This window comes from Actinoplanes sp. NPDC051851, from assembly GCF_040681165.1.
In the GTDB taxonomy this organism is placed as follows: Bacteria; Actinomycetota; Actinomycetes; order Mycobacteriales; family Micromonosporaceae; genus Actinoplanes.
The window spans coordinates 62188-81259 of sequence record NZ_JBFAYF010000036.1 but is presented as its reverse complement, the minus strand read 5'-3'; the positions used below and the strand labels follow the sequence as shown (position 1 = coordinate 81259).

Below are 19072 nucleotides of genomic sequence, written 5' to 3'. Positions count from 1 at the left end.
GTGCGCAGGGGTGTGCCGAGGGGCCGGAGACACCCCCGCGCACCAGCCGGGACCGGGCGCGGACCGCTTCAGAGGGGGAGCAGGGCGGCCAGGGCCGGGAGCAGGGCGGCGGCGTTGTGCAGGTCGGCGTCGAGCGGGTGGTCGGTGAGGTCCGGGTCCAGGGCGTCGGAGACCACCGTGAACGCGTGCGTGGCCAGTCCGGGGGTCAGCCGCTCCGGGGAGATGCGCAGGGCCCGGATCGCGGCGAGCAGCTCGGCGGCGATCAGCGTCGGTGCCAGGCGGGTCATCGCGCGCAGGTCACGGGCGCCCTGGGTGGCGAAGCTGGCGTGTTCCTCGACACCGAGGGAGATGGAGAGGGTGGCCGACGCGGTGGGGTGGATGCCGGCGCGCATCGAGGCCAGAAGGTCCTGAACCACGTATTCGGTGATCATCAGGCCGGAGGCGCCGGGGGGACCATCGGCCAGGAAAGCCCGCAACCCGGTCATGTCCGGGCGCATCAGCAGGCCGAGGCGGGCGGAGGAGAGCGCGAGGGCCGGAAGCAGCGCTCCGCGTGCGGTGTCGAGCGCGGTGGCTAGGGTGGCGGTGTGGAACTGGCCGTGATGACGTACGCCGTCCGAGGTGACCAGCGGGTTCTCCGCGGCGGCGTTGAGCTCCGCGGCGAGCACGGCGGCCAGATTCCGGGTGGCGGCCAGCGCGGGCGCCGTGACCTGGGGGAGCACCCGCAGGCCGAAGGGGTCCTGGATGCGGACGGCGGGCCCGCCCCCGGCGACGATGGAGCGGACCGCCGCGGCCACCTCGGGCTGGAGCAGGTGGGCGCGGGACAGGTGCACGATGGGGTCGTACGCCTCGAGGTTGCCCCGCAGGGCCAGGAAGGAGAGCGCCGCCGTCACGATCGACGCGCGCAGCAGCATCTCCGCCGTGGTCAGGGCGAGCGCCGCGGTGGCCAGGGTGAGCGCGCTGGAGCTGATCAGCGGCAGCGCGTCGGTGGGTTCCAGCTCGATGACCGGGCCGAGCGCGTGCCGCCAGGGCCGCTCGCCGACCAGGGTGAGACCGAGTTCGGCGAGCGCGCAGAGGTCGGAGGTGCCGATCGCACCCCAGCCGTGCAGGGTCGGTACGGCGTCGTCGCGCAGGGCGGCGGCGAGCGCCTCGGTGGTGCGCCGGGAGACGCCGCTGCCGCCGGCCAGGATCTGGTTGAGCCGGACCACCATGGTGGCCCGGGCGGTGGCGTCGTCCTCCTCGGGCCCGACTCCGGCGCAGTGGCTGCGCAGGATGGCGAGACCGAGGTCACTGGCCTGTTCGTGCCGGTTGGCGCCGACCCCGGTGTTGGCGCCGTAGACCGGGGTGTGCACCAGAGCCTCGACGAACCGGGTGTGGGCGACCGCGACGCGTTCCAGCGCGAAGCGGTCGACGGTGAACGGTACGGTTCCGGTCGCGATGGCGGCCAGAGCGGGGACGGTCAGGCCGGTGCCGTCGAGAAGAAGGGCCTGCATGGAGCCTCCGCACCCCTGTTAACGAGCCGTAACAATCCTATTCACCACAACGCAAGTATGAATAGTAGTATTCATGAGATCGACAGTGACCGCCAGGGAGCAACGGGAGCACCGTGATCACATTTGATGACGTCGTGAAGGTCTACCCCGGCGGTAGTACGGCGGTGGACCATCTCTCCGTCGAGTTGCCCACCGGCAAGCTGACCGCGCTGGTCGGGCCCTCCGGCTGCGGCAAGACCACGTCCCTACGCATGATCAACCGGATGGTAGCGCCCACCGCGGGCCGGATTCTCATCGATGGCCGGGACGTGGCGGGCCAGGACGAGGCCACCCTGCGCCGCGGGATCGGGTACGTGATCCAGCACGCCGGTCTCTTCCCGCACCGGACGGTGCTGGACAACGTGGCCACCGTCCCGGTGCTGGTCGGCAAGACCCGGCGGGAGGCCCGGAAGAGCGCGCTGGAGCTGCTGGAACGCGTCGGGCTCAGCGAGGAGTTCGCCAAGCGGTATCCCGCCCAGCTCTCCGGCGGGCAGCAGCAGCGGGTCGGGGTGGCCCGGGCGCTCGCCGCCGACCCGCCGGTGATGCTGATGGACGAGCCGTTCAGCGCGGTCGACCCGGTGGTCCGCGAGCAGCTGCACCGCGAGTTCCTCCGGCTGCAGCAGGAGCTGGGCAAGACGATCGCGATGGTCACCCACGACATCGACGAGGCGATCAAGCTCGGCGACATGGTCGCGATCTTCCGGCAGGGCGGCGTGCTGGCCCAGTTCGGTACCCCGCAGGAGCTGCTCGCCAAGCCCGCCGACGACTTCGTGGCCGAGTTCGTCGGGCGCGACCGGGGGCTGCGCAGCCTCTCCTTCGACAGCGCGGCCGACCTCACCGTCCGGCCGTACACCGCGGATATCGCGTACGAGGGAAGCTTCACGAAGGCCGACTCGCTGCGCCTCGTGATCGACCTGGCGATCCGCTCCCCGAAGGGGATCGCGGTCCGCCTCGGCGCGGACGGCGAGCCGGACGGCTACGTGACCCATCACGACGTCGCCGATCATCTGGCCGGGCGGCAGCCGTGATCCAGTACCTGACCAACAACCACCAGGTCGTCCTGGACGCGCTGCAGCAGCACATCTGGCTCGCGCTGCTGCCGGTGCTCCTCGGATTCGTGATCGCGCTGCCGATCGGCTACCTGGGCGTCCGCTTCACCTGGCTCTACCACCCGCTGATCAACACGTGCGGGGTGCTCTACTCGATCCCGTCGCTGGCGCTCTTCGTCTTCCTGCCGGTGGTGCTCGGCACGAAGGTGCTCTCCCCGGTCAACATCGTGGTGGCGCTGACCATCTACACCACCGCGCTGATGTCCCGGACGGTCGCCGACGGCCTGCGCTCGGTCGACCCGGTGATCACCCAGGCCGCCACCGCGATGGGCTACCGCCGCTTCCGCCGCCTGGTCGACGTGGAGTTCCCGGTCGCGCTGCCGGTCATCCTGGCCGGTCTGCGGGTCGCCACCGTCTCGAACATCAGCCTGGTCAGCGTCGGCGCCCTGATCGGCATCGGCGGTCTCGGCCAGCTCTTCACCCGCGGTTTCCAGCTCTTCTACCTGGAGCCGATCATCATCGGCATCATCCTGTCGGTGCTACTCGCGGGCATCGCCGACCTGATCATCGTGCTGGTGCAGCGGGCGGTCACGCCCTGGACCCGGCGAGGTGCCTCCGCATGAACCTCTCGTACCTCTTCGACCCCGCGCACTGGGCGTTCAGCGAGGACGGCAGCATCCCGCAGCTGATCCTGTCGCATCTGGGCTACACCGTGCTGGCGCTGCTGATCGGCACGGTCATCGCGCTGCCGGTCGGGCTCTACATCGGGCACACCGGGCATGGCTCGTTCATCGCGATCAACGCGGGCAACGCCGGGCGCTCGCTGCCCACCCTCGGCCTGCTGATGCTGATGGTCACGCTCCTCGGGCTGGGTCTGACACCGGTGCTGATCGCGCTGACCGTGCTGGTCGTCCCGCCGATCCTCACCTCGACGTACGCCGGCATGCGCAGCCTCGACCACCGGGTGGTCGACGCGGCCAAGGGCATGGGCATGCGCCCGCTGCAGGTGCTGTTCCGGGTCGAGCTGCCGATGGCACTGCCGGTCATCCTGGCCGGTTTCCGCAACGCCGCGCTGCAGGTGGTCGCGACCGCCACGGTGGCCGCCGCGGTCGGCCTCGGCGGTCTGGGCCGCCTGCTCATCGACGGCCTGGCCGTCAACGACTACTCCCGTGTCCTGGCCGGTGCCATCGTCGTCGCCGCTCTCGCCATCGTTCTCGACCTGTTCCTGGGCCTGATCCAGCGCTGGATCGTGTCACCCGGCCTGACCCGATAACACCCACCCTCCCCGAAAGGTCCCCTGATGAAGTCGATAAAGATCGCCGCCGCCGGCGTCGCGCTCGCCCTCGGCCTGACCGCCTGTGGCGCCAACAGCGACCCGCTGAGTGATGACGCCGGTAGCGCCAGCAGTGATACCTCGACCGTCACGGTCGGCTCGGCCAACTTCGCCGAGAGCGAGCTGCTCGCCGAGATCTACTCGCAGGCCCTCGAGGCCAAGGGCGTGAAGGTCAACCGGAAGTTCAACATCGGCTCCCGTGAGCTCTACATCAAGGCGCTCGAGGACGCCTCGATCGACCTGCTGCCCGAGTACAACGGCGCGCTGCTGGCGTACCTCGCCAAGAGCGGCGTGCCGGAGGGCGTCAGCAGCCCGGACGCGGTGCTCGCCGAGCTGAAGAAGAACCTGCCGACCGGCACCGAGGTGCTCGACCAGTCGGCCGCCGAGGACAAGGACACGCTGACCGTCACCTCGGCGACCGCCACCAAGTACAACCTCAAGAGCATCGAGGACCTCAAGGCGATCAACGGGCAGCTGATCGTCGGCGCCGGCGCCGAGTTCCAGGAGCGCTACCAGGGCCTCAAGGGCCTCGAGTCGCTGTACGGCGTCACGTTCAAGTCGTTCAAGGCGCTCGACGCGGGCGGCCCGCTGACCATGAAGGCGCTGACCGACGGCGACATCCAGGTCGGCAACATCTTCTCCACCGACTCCGGCATCAAGACCAACAACCTGGTCGTTCTCGAGGACCCGAAGAACCTCTACACCTCGCAGAACGTGATCCCGCTGATCCGCAGCACCGCGAACAACACCACGGTCAGCGGCGCGCTCAACGCCGTCTCGGCCAAGCTGACCACCGAGAACCTGACCACGTACCTGGCCAAGGTGCAGGTCGACAAGCAGGACTCGGCGACCGTGGCGAAGGCCTTCCTGACCGATAACGGTCTCGTCTGATCCCGAGCGTCTCCGGAGCCGCCCCACTTCGTTTTTCGGGTAGGGGCGGCTTCGCTTTTTGCGTTTATAAACCGATAAAATCGGGCAACTTTCGCGGGACATCGAGCGGAAGATGCGAGTTATGGTGACGATCCGCGAGGCCCGGGCAGCCGGGCAGATCACCGCGCTGGACGCCCTGGCGCACCATGCGGCCCTGGCTCTCGATGCTCCGATGGCGTCGATCCGGCTCCACGATCGGCACGCCGGCTCGCCACCGGTTCCTCTCGCCGAGGCCCTTTCCGGGTACGTCGGCGAGCGCGGCACCGTGACCACCTGCGACGACACGTCCTCCGCGCCGACGCCCCACCACGCCCTGGCCCGTGACTGCGGCGTCCGCTCCTTCGCGGCGGCCCCGGTCCACGCCCCCGACGGCACCCCGATCGGCGCGCTGATCGTGATGGACCGCGAGCCCCGCGCCTGGTCCGAACGGCAGCGGATCCTGCTCACGTCGATGACCTCGCTGCTCACCCCGCCCGCCGGCGTACTCACCCCGGACGCCGCGCCTGTCGGTGCTGAACCGGTGGACCGCAGCGACGGCTTCCTCACCGCGCTGCTGGACAGCCTGACCGTCGGTGTCGCGGCCTGCGACGAGAACGGTCAGATCGTGGTGATGAACCGGTACGCCCGCGAGGCGCACAGCATCCCGGAGACCGGCGAGATGCCCGCCCCCGAGATGCTCGCGGCCGGCGCGACGCTGCGGGACGAACAGGGCCGCCCGATCCCCTGGGAGCAGGCGCCGCTGGTCCGGGCGCTGCGGGAGAGCCTGGTCGAGGCCGAGGTGACCGTCGAGCTGCCGGGCCGGGCCGCGCGCACGTTCGTCGCCACCGCCCGGCCCATCCTCGGACCCGGCGAGCGCGGCATCGGTGCGGTCTGCGTGGCCAACGAGGTGACGGCCACCCGCCGTACGGAAAGGTTCCGGGCCTGCCAGGACGCCGTCGCCGAGTGCCTGCGCGGCTCGGCATCGCTCGCCGAGGCCACCCCGGAGATCATGAAGATCCTGGTCACCGCCCTGCGCTGGGCCGGTGCGGAGCTCTTCCTCATCGAGGAGGCGAGCGGGATGCTGCGCGGCGTCGGCCACTGGGGCGAGGGCCGGGAGGAGCTCTTCGGTCACACCCCGGTGCTCGGGTACGGCATCACCGGCCGGGTCTGGCAGTCCGGCCAGCCGATCTGGGTGCCGGACATCACCGCACACGCCAACCTGCGCAGCGCGTACGAGCGGCACCGGGTCGCGATGTGCCTGCGCCACGGTGTCCGCACGGTGCTCGCCGTCCCGGTCCGGGACAGCGGGACCCTGCTCGGCGTGCTCACCTGCTACGCCGGCGCCCCCGAACCGCACGAGGACCAGCTGGTCGTGCTGATCGGCGGGCTGGCCGCGCAGATCGGCGTCTACGTCGCGCTGCGCCGGGCCGAGCAGCTCGCCCGCCAGCTGACCAGGGCACAGGACGACTTCATCGACCTGATCGGCCACGAGCTGCGCACCCCGCTCACCTCGATCACCGCGAACGCCACCATGCTCGCCGACGAGGCAGGCACGCTGGCCGAGGACCTCCGCTCCATGGTCGAATCGATCAACCGGAACGCGCGTACGCTCCAGGACATCGCCGACACCCTGCTCGACCTGGCCGGCCTGGAATCGGGCCACGCCGCCCCGCGGATCGAGCCGGTCGACCTGGCCGAGGTGGTCGCCGAGGCGGTGGCCGCCGTGCGCCCGTCCACCGTGGGCCTGCACCTCAGCCTGGACCTGCCATCGTGCCTGGAGGTGGAGGGGGACGCGTTCCGGCTCCGCCAGGTGGTGCACGGCCTGGTCGCGAACGCGATCACCTACAGCCCACCCGGCGCGACCGTCCGGATCAGCCTCCGCGCCGAGGAGGACACGGCCGTGCTCGGCGTCGCCGACACCGGCATCGGCATGCCCCCGGCCGAGCGGGCCCGGGTGTTCGACCGCTTCTACCGCGGCAGCAACGTACGCCACCAGGGCATCCCGGGCCACGGCCTGGGCTTGAGCCTGGCCCGCGCGGTCGTCCAGCTCCACCACGGCACCATCGAGCTGATCGACAACGACCCCTCCGGCACCCTGGCCTGCGTCCGCCTCCCCCTCACCCAGCCCTGACCGGCCGCCCTGACCCCGCAGCCACCCGCCGACTCCCCTCCGGCTGCTGCTCCGGCCAAGACGGTCAGCGGTTGATCATGCGCTGCATCTTCTCCGGGTAGCGGTCGCCCTCCACCTGGATCTTCGCTGCTGCAGTGTCGATCTCGGCCAGATCGTCCGCGGTCAGCTCGATGTCCGCGGCCGCGACGTTCTCGGTCAGGCGGCCGATGTTGCGCGTGCCCGGGATCGGGACGATCCACGGCTTCTGGGCGAGCAGCCACGCGAGCGCGATCTGGCCCGGTGCCGCGCTCTTGCGGACGGCCACCGCCCCCAGCAGATCCACCAGCGCCTGGTTGGCCTGGCGGGCCTCGGCGCTGAACCGGGGCAGGCTGGAGCGGATGTCGCCCGGGGTGAACGACGTGTTCTGGTCGATCTTGCCGGTCAGGAAGCCACGGCCGAGCGGGCTGAACGGCACGAAGCCGATGCCCAACTCCTCCAGCACGGGAAGGATCTCCGCCGCGGGCTCCTGCCACCAGAGCGAGTACTCACTCTGCAGCGCGGTCACCGGCTGCACGGCGTGCGCGCGCCGGATCACGGCGGCGCCCGCCTCGGAGAGTCCGAAGTGCCGGGCCTTGCCCGCCTCGATCAGCTCCTTGACCGTGCCCGCGACCTCCTCGATCGGCACGTCCGGATCGACCCGGTGCTGGTAGAGCAGGTCGATCGTCTCGACGCCGAGCCGCTTCAGCGACGCGTCGACGACCCGGCGGATGTGCTCGGGACGGCTGTCCAGGCCGCTCTGCCGCCCCTCGTCGCCGATCGCGAAGCCGAACTTGGTGGCGATCACCACCCGCTCCCGGTACGGTGCGAGCGCCTCGCCGACCACCTCCTCGTTCACGTACGGTCCGTAGACCTCGGCGGTGTCGAAGAGCGTGACGCCCGCCTCGACCGCGGCCCGGATGACCGCGATCCCGTCGGCCCGGTCCGATGCGGGCCCGAGTCCGTGGCTGATGCCCATGCAGCCGAGACCGAGAGCGGACACCTCGAGTCCGCCACCCAGCGTGCGCGTGTGCATGGTGTGCTCCTTTTCGTCGCTGCTTTCTGCGACTCCGACGCTACTGCGGGCCCCCGCCCTCAGGGAGGCTCTGCGATTACCTCCAACACCGAGGTCCACGTCCCTTCTCCCGTACGCGCCATGCTCAGCCTCCGATGTTCTCCAGGTCCGTGAGGAGGCTCGGGTGGACCGGCTTCCACCCGAGCTCGCGCCGGGTGTGCTCGCTGGAGGACGGCTGGTCGGTGGCGAAGATCGGTCCGAGCGGCCCGTAGGTCTCGGCCGGCACCGCCTGGACCGGCAGGCCCAGGCGCCGCCCGATCACCGTGGCGATGTCGCGCACCGTGTCGCCCTCGTCGGCGACCGCGTGCCACGAGCTGCCGGCCGGGGCCTGCTCCAGCGCGAGGCGGAAGAGGACCGCGGCGTCGCGCGCGTGCACGGCCGGCCACCGCTGGGTGCCGTCACCCGGGTATCCGGAGACGCCGGTCTGGCGGGCGATCCGGGTGAGCAGCCCGGCGAACCCGCCGTCGCCGTGGTCGTGCACGGTGCGGGGCAGCCGGATCGCGCTGCCGCGCAGGCCCTTCCCGGCCATCCCGAGGATCTCGGTGACGGTACGGCCGCGCCCGCCGACCGGCCCGTCCACGGGGAGCGGGTCGAACTCGGTGGAGGGGCGGCCCGGCACCCACGGCGTACCGGAGACGGTGACGAGTGGCCGGTCGCTGCCGATCAGGGACTCGCCGAGCGCGAGGAGGGCGGCGGTCTCCTCGGCGATCGCCCGGCCGAGCGCCTCCGGGCTGCTGAAGTCGTTGCCGAAGGCGAGGTGGATCACGCCGTCGGCGCGGGCGGCACCGGCGCGGACGGCGTCCAGGTCGGCGAGTTCCCCGCGCAGCGGTTCGGCGCCGGCGGCGGTGAGCGCGGCGGCGGAGGCGTCGGAGCGGGCGAGCGCGAGGACGGTGTGGCCGTGGGTGAGCAGTTCGGCGACGACGATGGTGCCGATCAGGCCGGTGCCGCCGGTGATGAAGACGCGCATGTATCACTCCCGAAGTGATGGGACACTTGTCCCGTCACGGTACCAGAGTGATGGGACAAAGGTCTCGTCACTATGATGGCGGGATGGCTCGATGGGAACCCGGCGCACGCGAACGCCTCGTCCTGGCCGCCTGCGACCTCTTCATCGAGCAGGGCTACGACGCGACCACGGTCGCCGAGATCGCCGAGCGGGCCGGGGTCACCAAGAGCACCTTCTTCCGGCACTTCCCGGACAAGCGCGAGCTGCTGGTGGCCGGGCAGGAGACGCTGAGCCGGCTGCTCGCCGAGGGGGTCGCCGAGGCGCCCGCCGGGGCCACGCCCCTGGAAGCGGTCGCCGTCGCGCTCCGCCGGGTGTCGGACGCGATGGGCCCGGTCAACCGCGAGCTGGGCCCGCGCCTGAAGGCCGCCGTCGCCAGCAGCGCCGAGCTGCAGGAACGCGACGCGCTCAAGAGCGTCGGCCTGGCCGCCGCGGTCACCGCCGCCCTGATCGCCCGGGGCGTGCCGGACCCGGTCGCGGCGCTCGCGGGGGAGATGGGCGTCCTCGCCTTCAAGCGCGGCTACGCGGTCTGGATCGAGGGTGACGACCCGAACGACGACCTCGCCCGGCACACCCTCACGGCCCTCGGCGACCTGCGCGCCGCCAGCGCCTCCCTGGGCTGACGCGGACCTTCCGCCGCGGGGCCCGGCCGGTGGGGCGTGTGTCACGGCGCGCCGGCGCGGACGTCCCGGCCGCCGGGGGATGGGGCGGCCGGGACGTCCTGCGGTGGCGGGCGTCGGTGTCGGTCAGACGCGCTCCGCCACGGGTTCCGCCGGCGACTCGGCGGTGCGGCGCTGTCCGATGAGGGCGTCCAGGGACCAGGAGCCCGCGCCGAAGGCCGCGATGATCAGGAACGACCACGAGTAGAGGGCCGGCGCGACGCCGCCGTTCTCGATCGGGAGCAGGCCGTTCGGCTGGTGGACCACGAAGTACGCGTACGCCATCGAGCCGGACGCCAGGATCGCGGCCGGGCGGGTGACGAGGCCGGCCAGCACCAGGAGGCCGCAGACCAGCTGGATCAGCGCCGCGTACCAGCCGGGCCAGGTGCCGACCGGGACCGGCTCACCGGTGCCGCGGCTGCCGCCGAACAGCCCGAAGAGGCTGCTGAGCCCGTGGCAGGCGAACAGCAGCCCGATGACGATGCGGAACAACGGCCAGGTGATCTGGGCGAAACGGGGGGAAGACAAGAGACGCTCCTCAGCCTTAACGCGGGTTAACCTGACGCCTCACATTAACGATGGTCTATGTCTTCATGGCATTGTTGTGTCCCGAACGTGAAAGGACAGGTATGTAGGAACTGTTTCCAGTAGCGATGCTGTACGGAAGATGAAGGATTTGGCCCTTCGGGATCGCCCTGCTGGGGGGAGGTTTCAAACCACCTCATGCTGCATTAGCTGAAGACTGTTGTGGTGAACGATGAGGAAAAGGCGTCCGTTCGAGATGTCAGGTGGGGGTCGGGAAGGCGAGCGAAAGCGAATCGCTGATGACGTGTCGAAATTTAGGAACTGACATCAAAACCGGGGTGTCAATGCGATCCCGGGATGAGTCTGGCGGGGACCAGTCTACTGGCCAGGCGGTGTCCGGCATACAGGCGACGCGAGCCCGGCCTGCGGCTTCCGTGCGGAACGGGAGAAGGCGTGCCCGGAAACCATCCGCTGTTCATGGTGGGTGAGAGGGAGTGTCCCGAGCGGTCCGAAGCCGTGAGGGATCGAGTACCGTCGCCGGGCACGCCGGCGGACCGGCTCGTAGTAGTGACGAAGCTCCTGTAATGGGAGTGGAGCGAAGGGGCCGGGTCGTTCGTGACTGTATTTGCTCGATCAACCAGCATGCTGGGAGGAGTCGTGTGGATGAGTTGAAAGCACCGGGCAAGCCGTTCGTGATTGCGAAACGGGCTGTCTGGGAGGCGTATGAGAAGGTGAAAGCGAACAAGGGTGCACCCGGCGTGAATGCGGTGTCGCTGGCGGAGTTCGAGAAGGATCTGAAGAACAATCTTTACAAGATCTGGAATCGGATGTCGTCGGGCACCTATTTCCCGCCGCCGGTGCGTGCCGTGCAGATCCCGAAGACCGGGGGAGGCGTCAGAACATTGGGCGTGCCCACGGTCGGCGACCGGATCGCCCAGACGGTCGCGGCGCGGGTCCTGGAAGGACAGGTAGAGAAGATCTTCCATCCGGATTCGTACGGCTACCGGCCCGGACGTTCCGCGATCGACGCGGTAGCGGTGTGCCGCACCCGGTGCTGGAAGCACGACTGGGTGATCGATTTGGACATCCAGAAGTTCTTCGACACGGTGCCGTGGGACCTGATGGTCAAAGCGGTCGCCGCGCACACTGATCAGCCGTGGGTGCTGCTGTACGTCAACCGGTGGCTTGCTGCACCGCTGCAACAGCCCGACGAAACTCTCACGCAGCGGGACCGGGGCACCGCTCAGGGTTCTGCGATCTCGCCCGTGATGGCGAATCTGTTCCTGCACTACGCCTTCGACACCTGGATGGCCCGGACGTTCGCGTCCGTGCCGTTCGAGCGCTACGTCGATGACGTGGTCGTGCACTGTGTCAGCTACCGGCAGGCCCGGTACGTGCTGGCCGAGATCACGAAACGGATGAACCAGGTAGGGCTGGCCCTGCACCCGGAGAAGACCCGGATCGTCTACTGCCAGGACGACAACCGGCGTGACTCATACGAGCACACCGAGTTCGACTTCCTCGGCTACGGCTTCCGGCGACGCTCCGCGGAGAACAAGAACGGGCAGATGTTCTGCTCGTTCCTGCCCGCGATCAGCAAACCGGCCCTGAAGAGGATCAGTGCCCAGGTGCGGTCCTGGCGACTACACCATCGCACCAGCCTGACCGAAACGGACCTCGCCGACTGGATCAACCCGATCGTGCGGGGCTGGATGAACTACTACGGGGCGTTCTACCGATCAGCCCTGCATCCCCTCCTGGAACGCATCAACGCCTACCTGCTGCGCTGGGTCCGCCGCAAATACCGGCGGCTGCGGGGCAAGAAACGGTCCCGGACGGCATGGAACAACGCCGTCAAGAAACGCCCACGAGCCTTCGCTCACTGGGCCTGGACCAGCTACGCCCCCACAGTCTGGTGACCAGAACGACACGAGCCGTATAACGGGGGACTGTTACGTACGGTTCTGTGAGGGCCCGGGGGTGAGATTCCCCCGGGCTACTCGGCACGGCTGTTAATACTTCCTAAGAAAGGCTCTGAGATTCGGGTGCTGCGGCGCGCCGGGGAGGCCCGTCACGGTGCCAGCGGGCCGGCCGCCTTGACCGAGATGCGGACGGTGGCGTGGACCGAGTAGGAGATCGGGATCTCGCTGACGTCGACCACCTCGACGCGGGCCGGATCGGCGCCGGCCTGGATCGCCTTCTCGATCGCGGTACGGCTGGCGCGCTCGACACCCGCGGTCCGCTCGGTGAAGAGGCAGATCTCGTCCGCGCGCCCACCGGCCAGGGCGATCGCCGCGCCGACCGCGTTGGCCACGTCGCCGTGACCGGGCCGGATCACCTCGCTCGCGCCGGACACCCGATCCGGGACCAGGAAGCCGGCGCCACCGACCACGACCAGCGGCAGACCGGTCCGGCCCAGTGACATCCGCTCCACGGCCGACTCGATCCGGTCGTACGCCACGGCCAGCGCGCGGCTCAGGCCCTCGCGGAGCGGCGGATCGAGATCGGGCAGCCGACGGCCGGCGATCGCGGCTCCCCGGGCCGCCGCGGCGTCGGTCAGCGTCGGGGTGCCGCCACCGAAGAGCAGGGCCCGCTCGGCGATCCGGTACCCGACCGAGTCGCCGGTGAGCAGGCCGGTGCCCGGGTCGACGACGGTACCGCCACCCAGGCCGAGGCTGAGGACGTCCGGCATCCGGAAGTTGGTGCCGACCCCGCCGACCTCGCGCGGCATGGTCGACTCCCGCGGGCCGCCGCCGGCCAGCGCGCCGAAGTCACTGGTGGTGCCGCCGACGTCGACGACCACCGCGTGCTCGGCGCCGGAGAGGTGAGCGGCGCCGCGGATCGAGTTCGCCGGACCGGAACCGATCGTCAGCACCGGGAACCGCGCGGCCTGCTCGACGGCCATCAGCGTGCCGTCGTTCTGCGCGAAGTAGGCGGTCGCCCCGATACCCGCCTCGGCGATCACCGTGGCCAGCGCGGAGGTGACGTCGCGGGCCACGCCGTGCAGGGCGGCGTTGAGCACGGTGGCGTTCTCCCGGTCGAGCAGCCCGATCGTGCCGATCTGGTGGCTCAGCGAGACCGGCAGGTCGCCCAGGTGCTCGCGGACCAGGGCCTCGACCTCGAACTCCTGGTCGGGAAAGGACGGGCTGAAGATCCCGCTGACCGCGACCGCGTCGGCGCCGCTCCGGACCCCGCCCGCACCGCTCCCGTCCCCGGCGCTTCCGTTCCCGCCCGCAGCGTTCCCGCCCCGGGCGCCGGTCTTGTCGCCGGCGCGGTGCAGGGCGTCCAGGAAGCGGCGGACGGCGTCGCGGTCGAGCGGGGCGATCGGGTGGCCGTCCACCAGGTGGCCGCCGCCCGCCAGCAGCACGCCGGCCAGGATCGTCTCGCGCAGGTCGGCGGGCCAGCCGAGCAGCGGCGGGAAGGCGGTCGCGGCGGGCGCGCCGAGCCGGATCACCGCGACCCGGCCCAGATCCCGGCGGCGCGCGATGGCGTTGGTGGCGTGCGTGGTGCCGAGCATCACCCGGGAGACGGCGCTCCGGTCGCGGCCCAGGTCGGCGAGGACCCGGGAGAGCGCGGCGCGGATGCCACCGATGACGTCCGGGGTGGTCACGGCCTTGGTCCGGGCGAGCACCGCACCGCCGGCGGCGAGCGCCACCGCGTCGGTGTTGGTCCCGCCGACGTCGATACCGACGGCTATGTCGCTCACGTCCGCGCCCCGGGCCGCCGTCGCGGGGCGGGGGTTCGCTGTGGTGCCCGTGCCACTCATCGGCCGGTCCCCGCGAGCGGCACGTAGGGCAGGTGGTAGCCGAATGCCGCCGGGCCGGCCAGTTCCAGGCCCCGGGGTGTACGCCAGAGGGGGTCGCAGGGCCAGGCCAGCACACTGACCCGCTGACCGAAACGGAGCATCTCGGTGGAGATCGCCGTGCCGGTCTCGGTGTCGACCACGGCGATCAGGTCGGGGACGCTGGCGACCACCTCGCCCTCGTCCAGGGCGACCAGGTTCTCGTTCTGCAGCTCGACCCGGAGGCGGCGGCCGCGGTCGGTGCCCACCCCGTCGACGGTCATCGCGCCGCGGGTGAAGCCGTCGGTGGCGGTCCGCTCCACGTCGACGACCTTGCCGGTGATCAGCAGCCCGGCGCCGAGCGCGGTGCACAGCGCGGCGACCGGGTCGTCGGCGGCGAGCAGCGCGCGGCCCACCCGCAGGGCGCGGCCGACCGTCCCCTCGATCACCGCGCCCGGCGCGTTCCGGCTGGTCATCACGTAGTGGGCGCCGAGCGTGACCGAGCCGCTGGCGACGATCATGGCGCGTGCCTGCCGTTCCAGCCAGGCCAGGTCGACGGTCCGCAGCACCGCGACGTTGCCGATCATGTCGGCCAGCACGCAGAACTCGCTGACCAGCCCGGCCACGTTCATCGCGATCATGGTGGCCTCCGGGAAGGCGCGGCCCATCCCGTCGGCGTCCAGCACGGTGAGGCCGAGCTCGGCCGCCCAGCGGACCGCGGAGACGCCGTTGCTGCCGCCGATCTCGGCCGGCATCACGGCGGTGACCGGGCGGCCGATCAGGCGTTCCACCTCGCGGACCACGGTGGCCGGCTGGCCCTTGGCGCCGAGCATCTCCACGCCGACCGACGGCGAGCCGACACCGGAGAGCACGATCGCCGCGTCGTCGTCGGTGAGCCCGGCCACGGAGATCAGCCGGACCGGCCCGTGCTCGTCGAGCGCGGCCTCGGTGGCGAGCCGCTCGATGTGCACGGGGCCGCCACCCCCGGTACCGAAGACGGCACAGCCCGCTGCGAGAGCGGCGACGTCGGCCCGGGTGACCTCCCGAACCGGGTCGTGATCAACCATGCCGGGCAGCCTATGCCCTGGCTGAGCGGTGCGCGCGGTGCGCTTCCGGTGGTGATTGTCCATCCCGCCGGATCGCCGGCTCCTCGACGATAGGCTCGACGTACGATGATCATCCGCAGGGTAACGGCGCTGGTGCTGGCAGTGAGCATGCTGCCGGCCTGCACGGCCGAGTCGCCCCGGATGCCGCCGATCACCATGCCGCCGAGCACGGCGACCGGCACCGAGCCGGACTACACGTTCGCCCCGCCGGACCGCGGCTCGGTCCGCGTCTCCACCACCCCGTCGCCCCCGGTGCTGTACCAGAAGCCGCCGGTGAACGCGACCTTCGACTACCAGATCGGCGGCGCCTACCAGCCCGGCGGATCGGTGCGCGTGGTCGACCGCGATCGCGCCGAGACGGCGGTCACCGGCCGGTACGGGATCTGCTACGTGAACGCCTTCCAGACCCAGCCGGGCGAGGCGGACCTGCGACGGTGGATCCTCGAGGACGACGGCGGGCAGCAGGTCGAGGACCCGGACTGGCCGGGGGAGTACCTGCTGGACATCTCGACCGCCGCGAACCGGACGGCGCTGGCGGCGGCGGTCGGCGAGTGGTTCGCGGGATGCGCGCGGAACGGCTACCAGGCGGTCGAGCCGGACAATCTCGACTCGTGGACCCGGTCCGCCGGGGCGCTGACCGAGGACGACGCCGTGGCGTACGCGAAAATGCTCGTGGAGAACGCTCATCGGCACGGCCTGGCGATCGGGCAGAAGAACACGGCGGAATTCCCGGCGGTCGGCTTCGACTTCGCGGTGGTCGAGGAGTGCCAGCCGTATGACGAGTGTGACTGGTTCCGGACGGCGTTCCGGGATCGGATGTTCGAGATCGAGTACACCAGGGCGGCGTACGAGACGGCCTGTGCGGACCATGGCACGCAGGTGTCGGTGATCCTGCGTGACCGGGACGTGGTGGCGCAGGGGGCGGAGGGTTACGTCTACGAGCAGTGCTGATCGATCCGGGGCAGAGGCCGATCATGAAGGTTGTTAACCTCCCGGAGGTGAACGATCAGCTTCCCCCGGATCCGGGCCCGGGGAACGGTCCCGCGCCGGACCCGACCGCGCCGCCGCCGCTTTCTCCCCCTGCTTCTCCCGCTCCTTCTCCTACTCCTTTCCCTGCCCCCTCCCCTGAGGCCTATTCGCCTCCGGCGGCCTATCCGGCGCCGGCCTACGACCCGTCGGTCTATCCGCCGCCCGCTTCTCCCGCCGGCGCTCATCCCGGATATCCGCAGCCCGGATATGCCGCCTATCCGCCGCCGCCCGGTTACGGCTATCCGCAGGCGCCGCCCTATCCCGGATACGCCGCGCCCGGAATGCATGTCTTCGCGGGCGGCGCCGAGCCCCCGATGAACGGTTTCGCCGTCGCATCGCTGGTCTGCGGCGTGTGGGGCATTTTCCCGCTCGGTTTCCTCTTCGGCGTCATCGCCCTGGTCCAGATCTCGCGCCGGCGGCAGCGGGGCAACTGGCTGGCCATCGTCGGGCTGATCGCCTCCGCCTTCTACGCGCTGATCATCGGTGCCGTCGTGGCGCTCGCTCTCGCGGCTCCCGGCGCGTTCGACAGCACCGGCGGGTACGACGGCTCGGGCACCGGCTCCGGGAGTGGCAGCGGCAGCGGCACGCGTACCACCACGACGAGCGCGGACCTCTACCCCGGCGTCTGCATCGAGAACCTTCAGGAGTACGACCAGGTCGACGACCTGGAGATCGTGCCGTGCACCGATCCGCACCGGGCCGAGGTCTACACGGTGTTCACCCTCGACGACGGTACCTACCCCGGTGAGGACGCGGTGATCGAGGAGGCCGAGGAGCGCTGCGGTAACGCGTTCGACCGCTACTCGGACGGCAACGAGGACCTGGAGATCTATTACTACTACCCGTCGTCGGCGCTCGAATGGGCGCTCGACCGCGGCGTCAGCTGCATCGCCGTCGACCCCACGGCGACGCGTACCGACTCCATCGTGAACTGACCCTCGCGTTGCTCTCGGCCCCGGCCGGCGGTACCCCTACTGCCGGCCGGTCGTCATTTGATCTACGATCATCGATCATCTGACGGTCGTTCAGTGGTCATCCGAGGCCGGTGGACTACCGGCGCGACCTCGTTGACCCGCCGAGAGGGATTCATGCGTACCGTTCTGATGCGTGGGCTGGTGCTCACCACCGCCTGCTCCGCCGTGCTCGCCACCGGGCTCGCCGTCACCGCGACCGGCGCCACCGCCGCGCCGGTCCGGGCCGCGGTCACCGTGCAGGCGCTGCCCTCGTACGAGACCTGGCTCGCCGATGTGGAGGCGGTGACCGACGAGGCGTCGGCGTACCTCGACGAGCGGCTGCCGGACGGCGACGTCAAGGCCGCGATCGTCCTGGACATCGACAACACCGCACTGCAGAGCCACTACAAGCCGTACGACGCCACGCCGGGCGTGCTGGCGCTCGCCGAGCAGGCGCGCAAGGCCGGCGCGTCGATCTTCTTCGTGACCGCCCGCCCCGAGATCATCGAGCTGGGGACCGCCGTGAACCTGAAGATCGTCGGGTACACCTGGACGGACCTCTACACCCGGGACACCTTCGACTTCTCGGACAACCAGACGATGAAGACGAATGCCCGGATCGACATCGAGAGCCGCGGCTACACGATCGTCGCCAACGTCGGCAACAGCGCCAGCGACCTCGGCGGCGGCCACGCCGAGCGGACGTTCAAGCTCCCCGACTACGACGGCCAGCTGGACTGACCCTCGCCGTCACGGGGGCATCCGGCCGCAGAGCGACTCACCGTCCTCCCCGGCCCGCGAGGCCCGCGTCACCGCACTTCGGCGGCGGGACGGATCCGGTCCCGGTCCGTCACGCCGCCGGCCTGACATCTGACATACCCGTACCCGGCGCCGTTCCGGTTTATTGACGGGCATGATCCGTCGCAACGCCCCCGTTCTCGGGCTGTACTTCCTGGCGCCCCTGGTGGCCGAGTTCCTGCTGGGCAACCTGCCGGTCGTCTATCTGCCCGCGGTTGTCGTCCTGGCCCCGATGTACGGCGGCGGCGCCCTGCTGATCCGTGAGGCGGTCCGGCGCCGCGGATCGAGCTGGGTCAACATGCTGATCCTGGCCCTCGCCTACGCCCTGCTGGAAGAGGCGCTGGTGACGCAATCCCTGTTCAACCCGAACTATGCCGACGAGCATTTATTGGTCGACGGCTACCTCCCGGCCCTGGGAATCGGCGCGGTGTGGACCATTTACGTCCTCTCCATCCACGTTTTCTGGAGCATGGCCGCGTCCATTCTGATGGTCGAGGTGATGGTCGCCCCGGAGAAGCGCACCGTTCCGTGGATGGGCCGGCGCGGCTTGACGGTCACCGGCGTGCTCTTCATTCTGGGCCTCTTCATCAGCGGCGCGATCAACATGGCGGCGTGGCCGTACACGTCGACGCCGGCACAGTTCGCGGTCTCCGGGGTCCTGGTCGTGGCGCTGATCGTTCTCGGTCTGCTGTGGCGGGTCCGGCTGCCGGGCCGCTCGGGTCGCGCACCGAGCGGATGGGTGGTCCTCACCGCGACGCTGGTGGCGGGCGGGATCTTCCAGGGGGTGACGCTGGTCGACGGCCTGCCGGTGTGGGCCGGCGTGACGATCTGGGTGGTCGACGTGGTCGGCTACCTGACGCTGATCGCGTGGTGGTCGGCGGGCGAGGGCTGGAACGACCGGCACCGCCTGGCGATCGGCGCGGGCGCGCTGCTCACCTACGCCTGGCACTCGTTCACCCAGCCCCCGGCGGGCGGAAACGCCCTGCTCATCGACATGATCGGCAACACGGTGTGCAGCGTCGGCGCGCTGCTCCTGATCTGGTCCGCCTGGCGCCGCATCGTTTCCCGTGAAGCTACTGAATAACGCGGAAGAAGCTCACGAGAACTCTTATGGGGGATTTATACGGGTTGGCAATTAGTGTCAAGTCGTTCCCCTGTTCAGAGCATTCACCCTGGC

Annotated in this window: 17 protein-coding genes; 11 read left to right on the top strand and 6 right to left on the bottom strand. The window is 70.4% G+C overall.

Features of this window, described 5'->3' with window-relative positions:
• Positions 1–68 precede the first annotated feature (68 nt).
• Complete coding sequence (locus AB0M08_RS29745) at positions 69–1490, bottom strand: aromatic amino acid lyase (RefSeq protein ID WP_364500178.1); 1422 nt, start codon at positions 1488–1490, stop codon at positions 69–71.
• A gap of 113 nt (positions 1491–1603) precedes the next feature.
• Between AB0M08_RS29745 and AB0M08_RS29740 the strand changes: the two genes are divergently transcribed.
• The 5 genes from AB0M08_RS29740 (at position 1604) to AB0M08_RS29720 (ending at position 6951) form a co-directional block, all read left to right on the top strand.
• Positions 1604–2557, top strand: a complete 954-nt coding sequence (locus tag AB0M08_RS29740; RefSeq protein ID WP_364500175.1) for an ATP-binding cassette domain-containing protein — start codon at positions 1604–1606, stop codon at positions 2555–2557.
• Positions 2554–3201, top strand: coding sequence for an ABC transporter permease (locus AB0M08_RS29735; RefSeq protein ID WP_364500172.1), 648 nt, complete (start codon positions 2554–2556; stop codon positions 3199–3201). The genes AB0M08_RS29740 and AB0M08_RS29735 overlap by 4 nt, the downstream gene beginning before the upstream one ends.
• A complete protein-coding gene (locus AB0M08_RS29730; protein WP_364500169.1) occupies positions 3198–3851 on the top strand; it encodes an ABC transporter permease in 654 nt (217 codons plus the stop codon). The genes AB0M08_RS29735 and AB0M08_RS29730 overlap by 4 nt, the downstream gene beginning before the upstream one ends.
• A 27-nt stretch (positions 3852–3878) precedes the next feature.
• Complete coding sequence (locus AB0M08_RS29725) at positions 3879–4802, top strand: ABC transporter substrate-binding protein (protein ID WP_364500166.1); 924 nt, start codon at positions 3879–3881, stop codon at positions 4800–4802.
• Positions 4803–4923: 121 nt separating this feature from the next.
• Entirely contained in the window at positions 4924–6951 is a 2028-nt protein-coding gene (locus tag AB0M08_RS29720; protein ID WP_364500163.1) for an ATP-binding protein, read from the top strand.
• A 64-nt stretch (positions 6952–7015) separates the two neighbouring features.
• On the opposite strand, the gene AB0M08_RS29715 is transcribed toward AB0M08_RS29720, so the two are convergent.
• A complete protein-coding gene (locus tag AB0M08_RS29715) occupies positions 7016–8002 on the bottom strand; it encodes an aldo/keto reductase (RefSeq protein WP_364500160.1) in 987 nt (328 codons plus the stop codon).
• A 124-nt stretch (positions 8003–8126) separates the two neighbouring features.
• The gene (locus AB0M08_RS29710; protein ID WP_364500157.1) at positions 8127–9008 is read right to left on the bottom strand and encodes an SDR family oxidoreductase; all 882 of its coding nucleotides are present in this window, start codon (positions 9006–9008) and stop codon (positions 8127–8129) included.
• Between the two features lie 83 nt (positions 9009–9091).
• On the opposite strand from AB0M08_RS29710, the gene AB0M08_RS29705 reads away from it, so the two are divergent.
• Positions 9092–9667, top strand: coding sequence for a helix-turn-helix domain-containing protein (locus AB0M08_RS29705; protein WP_364500154.1), 576 nt, complete (start codon positions 9092–9094; stop codon positions 9665–9667).
• Positions 9668–9790: 123 nt separating this feature from the next.
• Here AB0M08_RS29705 and AB0M08_RS29700 read toward each other — a convergent pair whose 3' ends face one another.
• On the bottom strand, positions 9791–10231 hold the full coding sequence (locus AB0M08_RS29700; protein ID WP_364500151.1) for a DoxX family protein: 441 nt from the start codon (positions 10229–10231) through the stop codon (positions 9791–9793).
• 656 nt (positions 10232–10887) lie between these two features.
• Between AB0M08_RS29700 and ltrA the strand changes: the two genes are divergently transcribed.
• Positions 10888–12147 (top strand): group II intron reverse transcriptase/maturase, encoded by a 1260-nt coding sequence (gene ltrA / locus AB0M08_RS29695; protein WP_364500148.1) that lies wholly within the window; start codon positions 10888–10890, stop codon positions 12145–12147.
• 152 nt (positions 12148–12299) lie between these two features.
• Here the strand turns inward: ltrA and AB0M08_RS29690 are convergent, their stop codons facing one another.
• Both AB0M08_RS29690 and AB0M08_RS29685 read right to left on the bottom strand, forming a co-directional pair.
• The gene (locus tag AB0M08_RS29690) at positions 12300–13994 is read right to left on the bottom strand and encodes a hydantoinase/oxoprolinase family protein (RefSeq protein ID WP_364500145.1); all 1695 of its coding nucleotides are present in this window, start codon (positions 13992–13994) and stop codon (positions 12300–12302) included.
• Positions 13991–15076, bottom strand: coding sequence for a DUF917 domain-containing protein (locus AB0M08_RS29685; RefSeq protein WP_364500143.1), 1086 nt, complete (start codon positions 15074–15076; stop codon positions 13991–13993). Before AB0M08_RS29685 ends, AB0M08_RS29690 begins: the two co-directional genes overlap by 4 nt.
• Before the next feature lie 105 nt (positions 15077–15181).
• Between AB0M08_RS29685 and AB0M08_RS29680 the strand changes: the two genes are divergently transcribed.
• From AB0M08_RS29680 to AB0M08_RS29665, 4 genes are all read left to right on the top strand, one after another.
• On the top strand, positions 15182–16066 hold the full coding sequence (locus tag AB0M08_RS29680; RefSeq protein ID WP_364500140.1) for an endo alpha-1,4 polygalactosaminidase: 885 nt from the start codon (positions 15182–15184) through the stop codon (positions 16064–16066).
• Positions 16067–16113: 47 nt separating this feature from the next.
• Positions 16114–17079 (top strand): septum formation family protein, encoded by a 966-nt coding sequence (locus tag AB0M08_RS29675; protein ID WP_364500138.1) that lies wholly within the window; start codon positions 16114–16116, stop codon positions 17077–17079.
• Between the two features lie 153 nt (positions 17080–17232).
• The gene (locus AB0M08_RS29670; protein WP_364500136.1) at positions 17233–17838 is read left to right on the top strand and encodes an HAD family acid phosphatase; all 606 of its coding nucleotides are present in this window, start codon (positions 17233–17235) and stop codon (positions 17836–17838) included.
• Positions 17839–18010: 172 nt separating this feature from the next.
• Positions 18011–18979, top strand: coding sequence for a hypothetical protein (locus AB0M08_RS29665; RefSeq protein WP_364500133.1), 969 nt, complete (start codon positions 18011–18013; stop codon positions 18977–18979).
• Positions 18980–19072: the final 93 nt, after the last annotated feature.

Coding starts and splice junctions, on each gene's coding strand:
- AB0M08_RS29745 (WP_364500178.1), bottom strand. CDS start 1,490: ATGCAGGCCCTTCTTCTCGACGGCACCGGCCTGACCGTCCCCGCTCTG.
- AB0M08_RS29730 (WP_364500169.1), top strand. CDS start 3,198: ATGAACCTCTCGTACCTCTTCGACCCCGCGCACTGGGCGTTCAGCGAG.
- AB0M08_RS29725 (WP_364500166.1), top strand. CDS start 3,879: ATGAAGTCGATAAAGATCGCCGCCGCCGGCGTCGCGCTCGCCCTCGGC.
- AB0M08_RS29720 (WP_364500163.1), top strand. CDS start 4,924: ATGGTGACGATCCGCGAGGCCCGGGCAGCCGGGCAGATCACCGCGCTG.
- AB0M08_RS29715 (WP_364500160.1), bottom strand. CDS start 8,002: ATGCACACGCGCACGCTGGGTGGCGGACTCGAGGTGTCCGCTCTCGGT.
- AB0M08_RS29710 (WP_364500157.1), bottom strand. CDS start 9,008: ATGCGCGTCTTCATCACCGGCGGCACCGGCCTGATCGGCACCATCGTC.
- AB0M08_RS29705 (WP_364500154.1), top strand. CDS start 9,092: ATGGCTCGATGGGAACCCGGCGCACGCGAACGCCTCGTCCTGGCCGCC.
- AB0M08_RS29690 (WP_364500145.1), bottom strand. CDS start 13,994: ATGAGTGGCACGGGCACCACAGCGAACCCCCGCCCCGCGACGGCGGCC.
- AB0M08_RS29685 (WP_364500143.1), bottom strand. CDS start 15,076: ATGGTTGATCACGACCCGGTTCGGGAGGTCACCCGGGCCGACGTCGCC.
- AB0M08_RS29680 (WP_364500140.1), top strand. CDS start 15,182: ATGATCATCCGCAGGGTAACGGCGCTGGTGCTGGCAGTGAGCATGCTG.
- AB0M08_RS29670 (WP_364500136.1), top strand. CDS start 17,233: ATGCGTACCGTTCTGATGCGTGGGCTGGTGCTCACCACCGCCTGCTCC.
- AB0M08_RS29665 (WP_364500133.1), top strand. CDS start 18,011: ATGATCCGTCGCAACGCCCCCGTTCTCGGGCTGTACTTCCTGGCGCCC.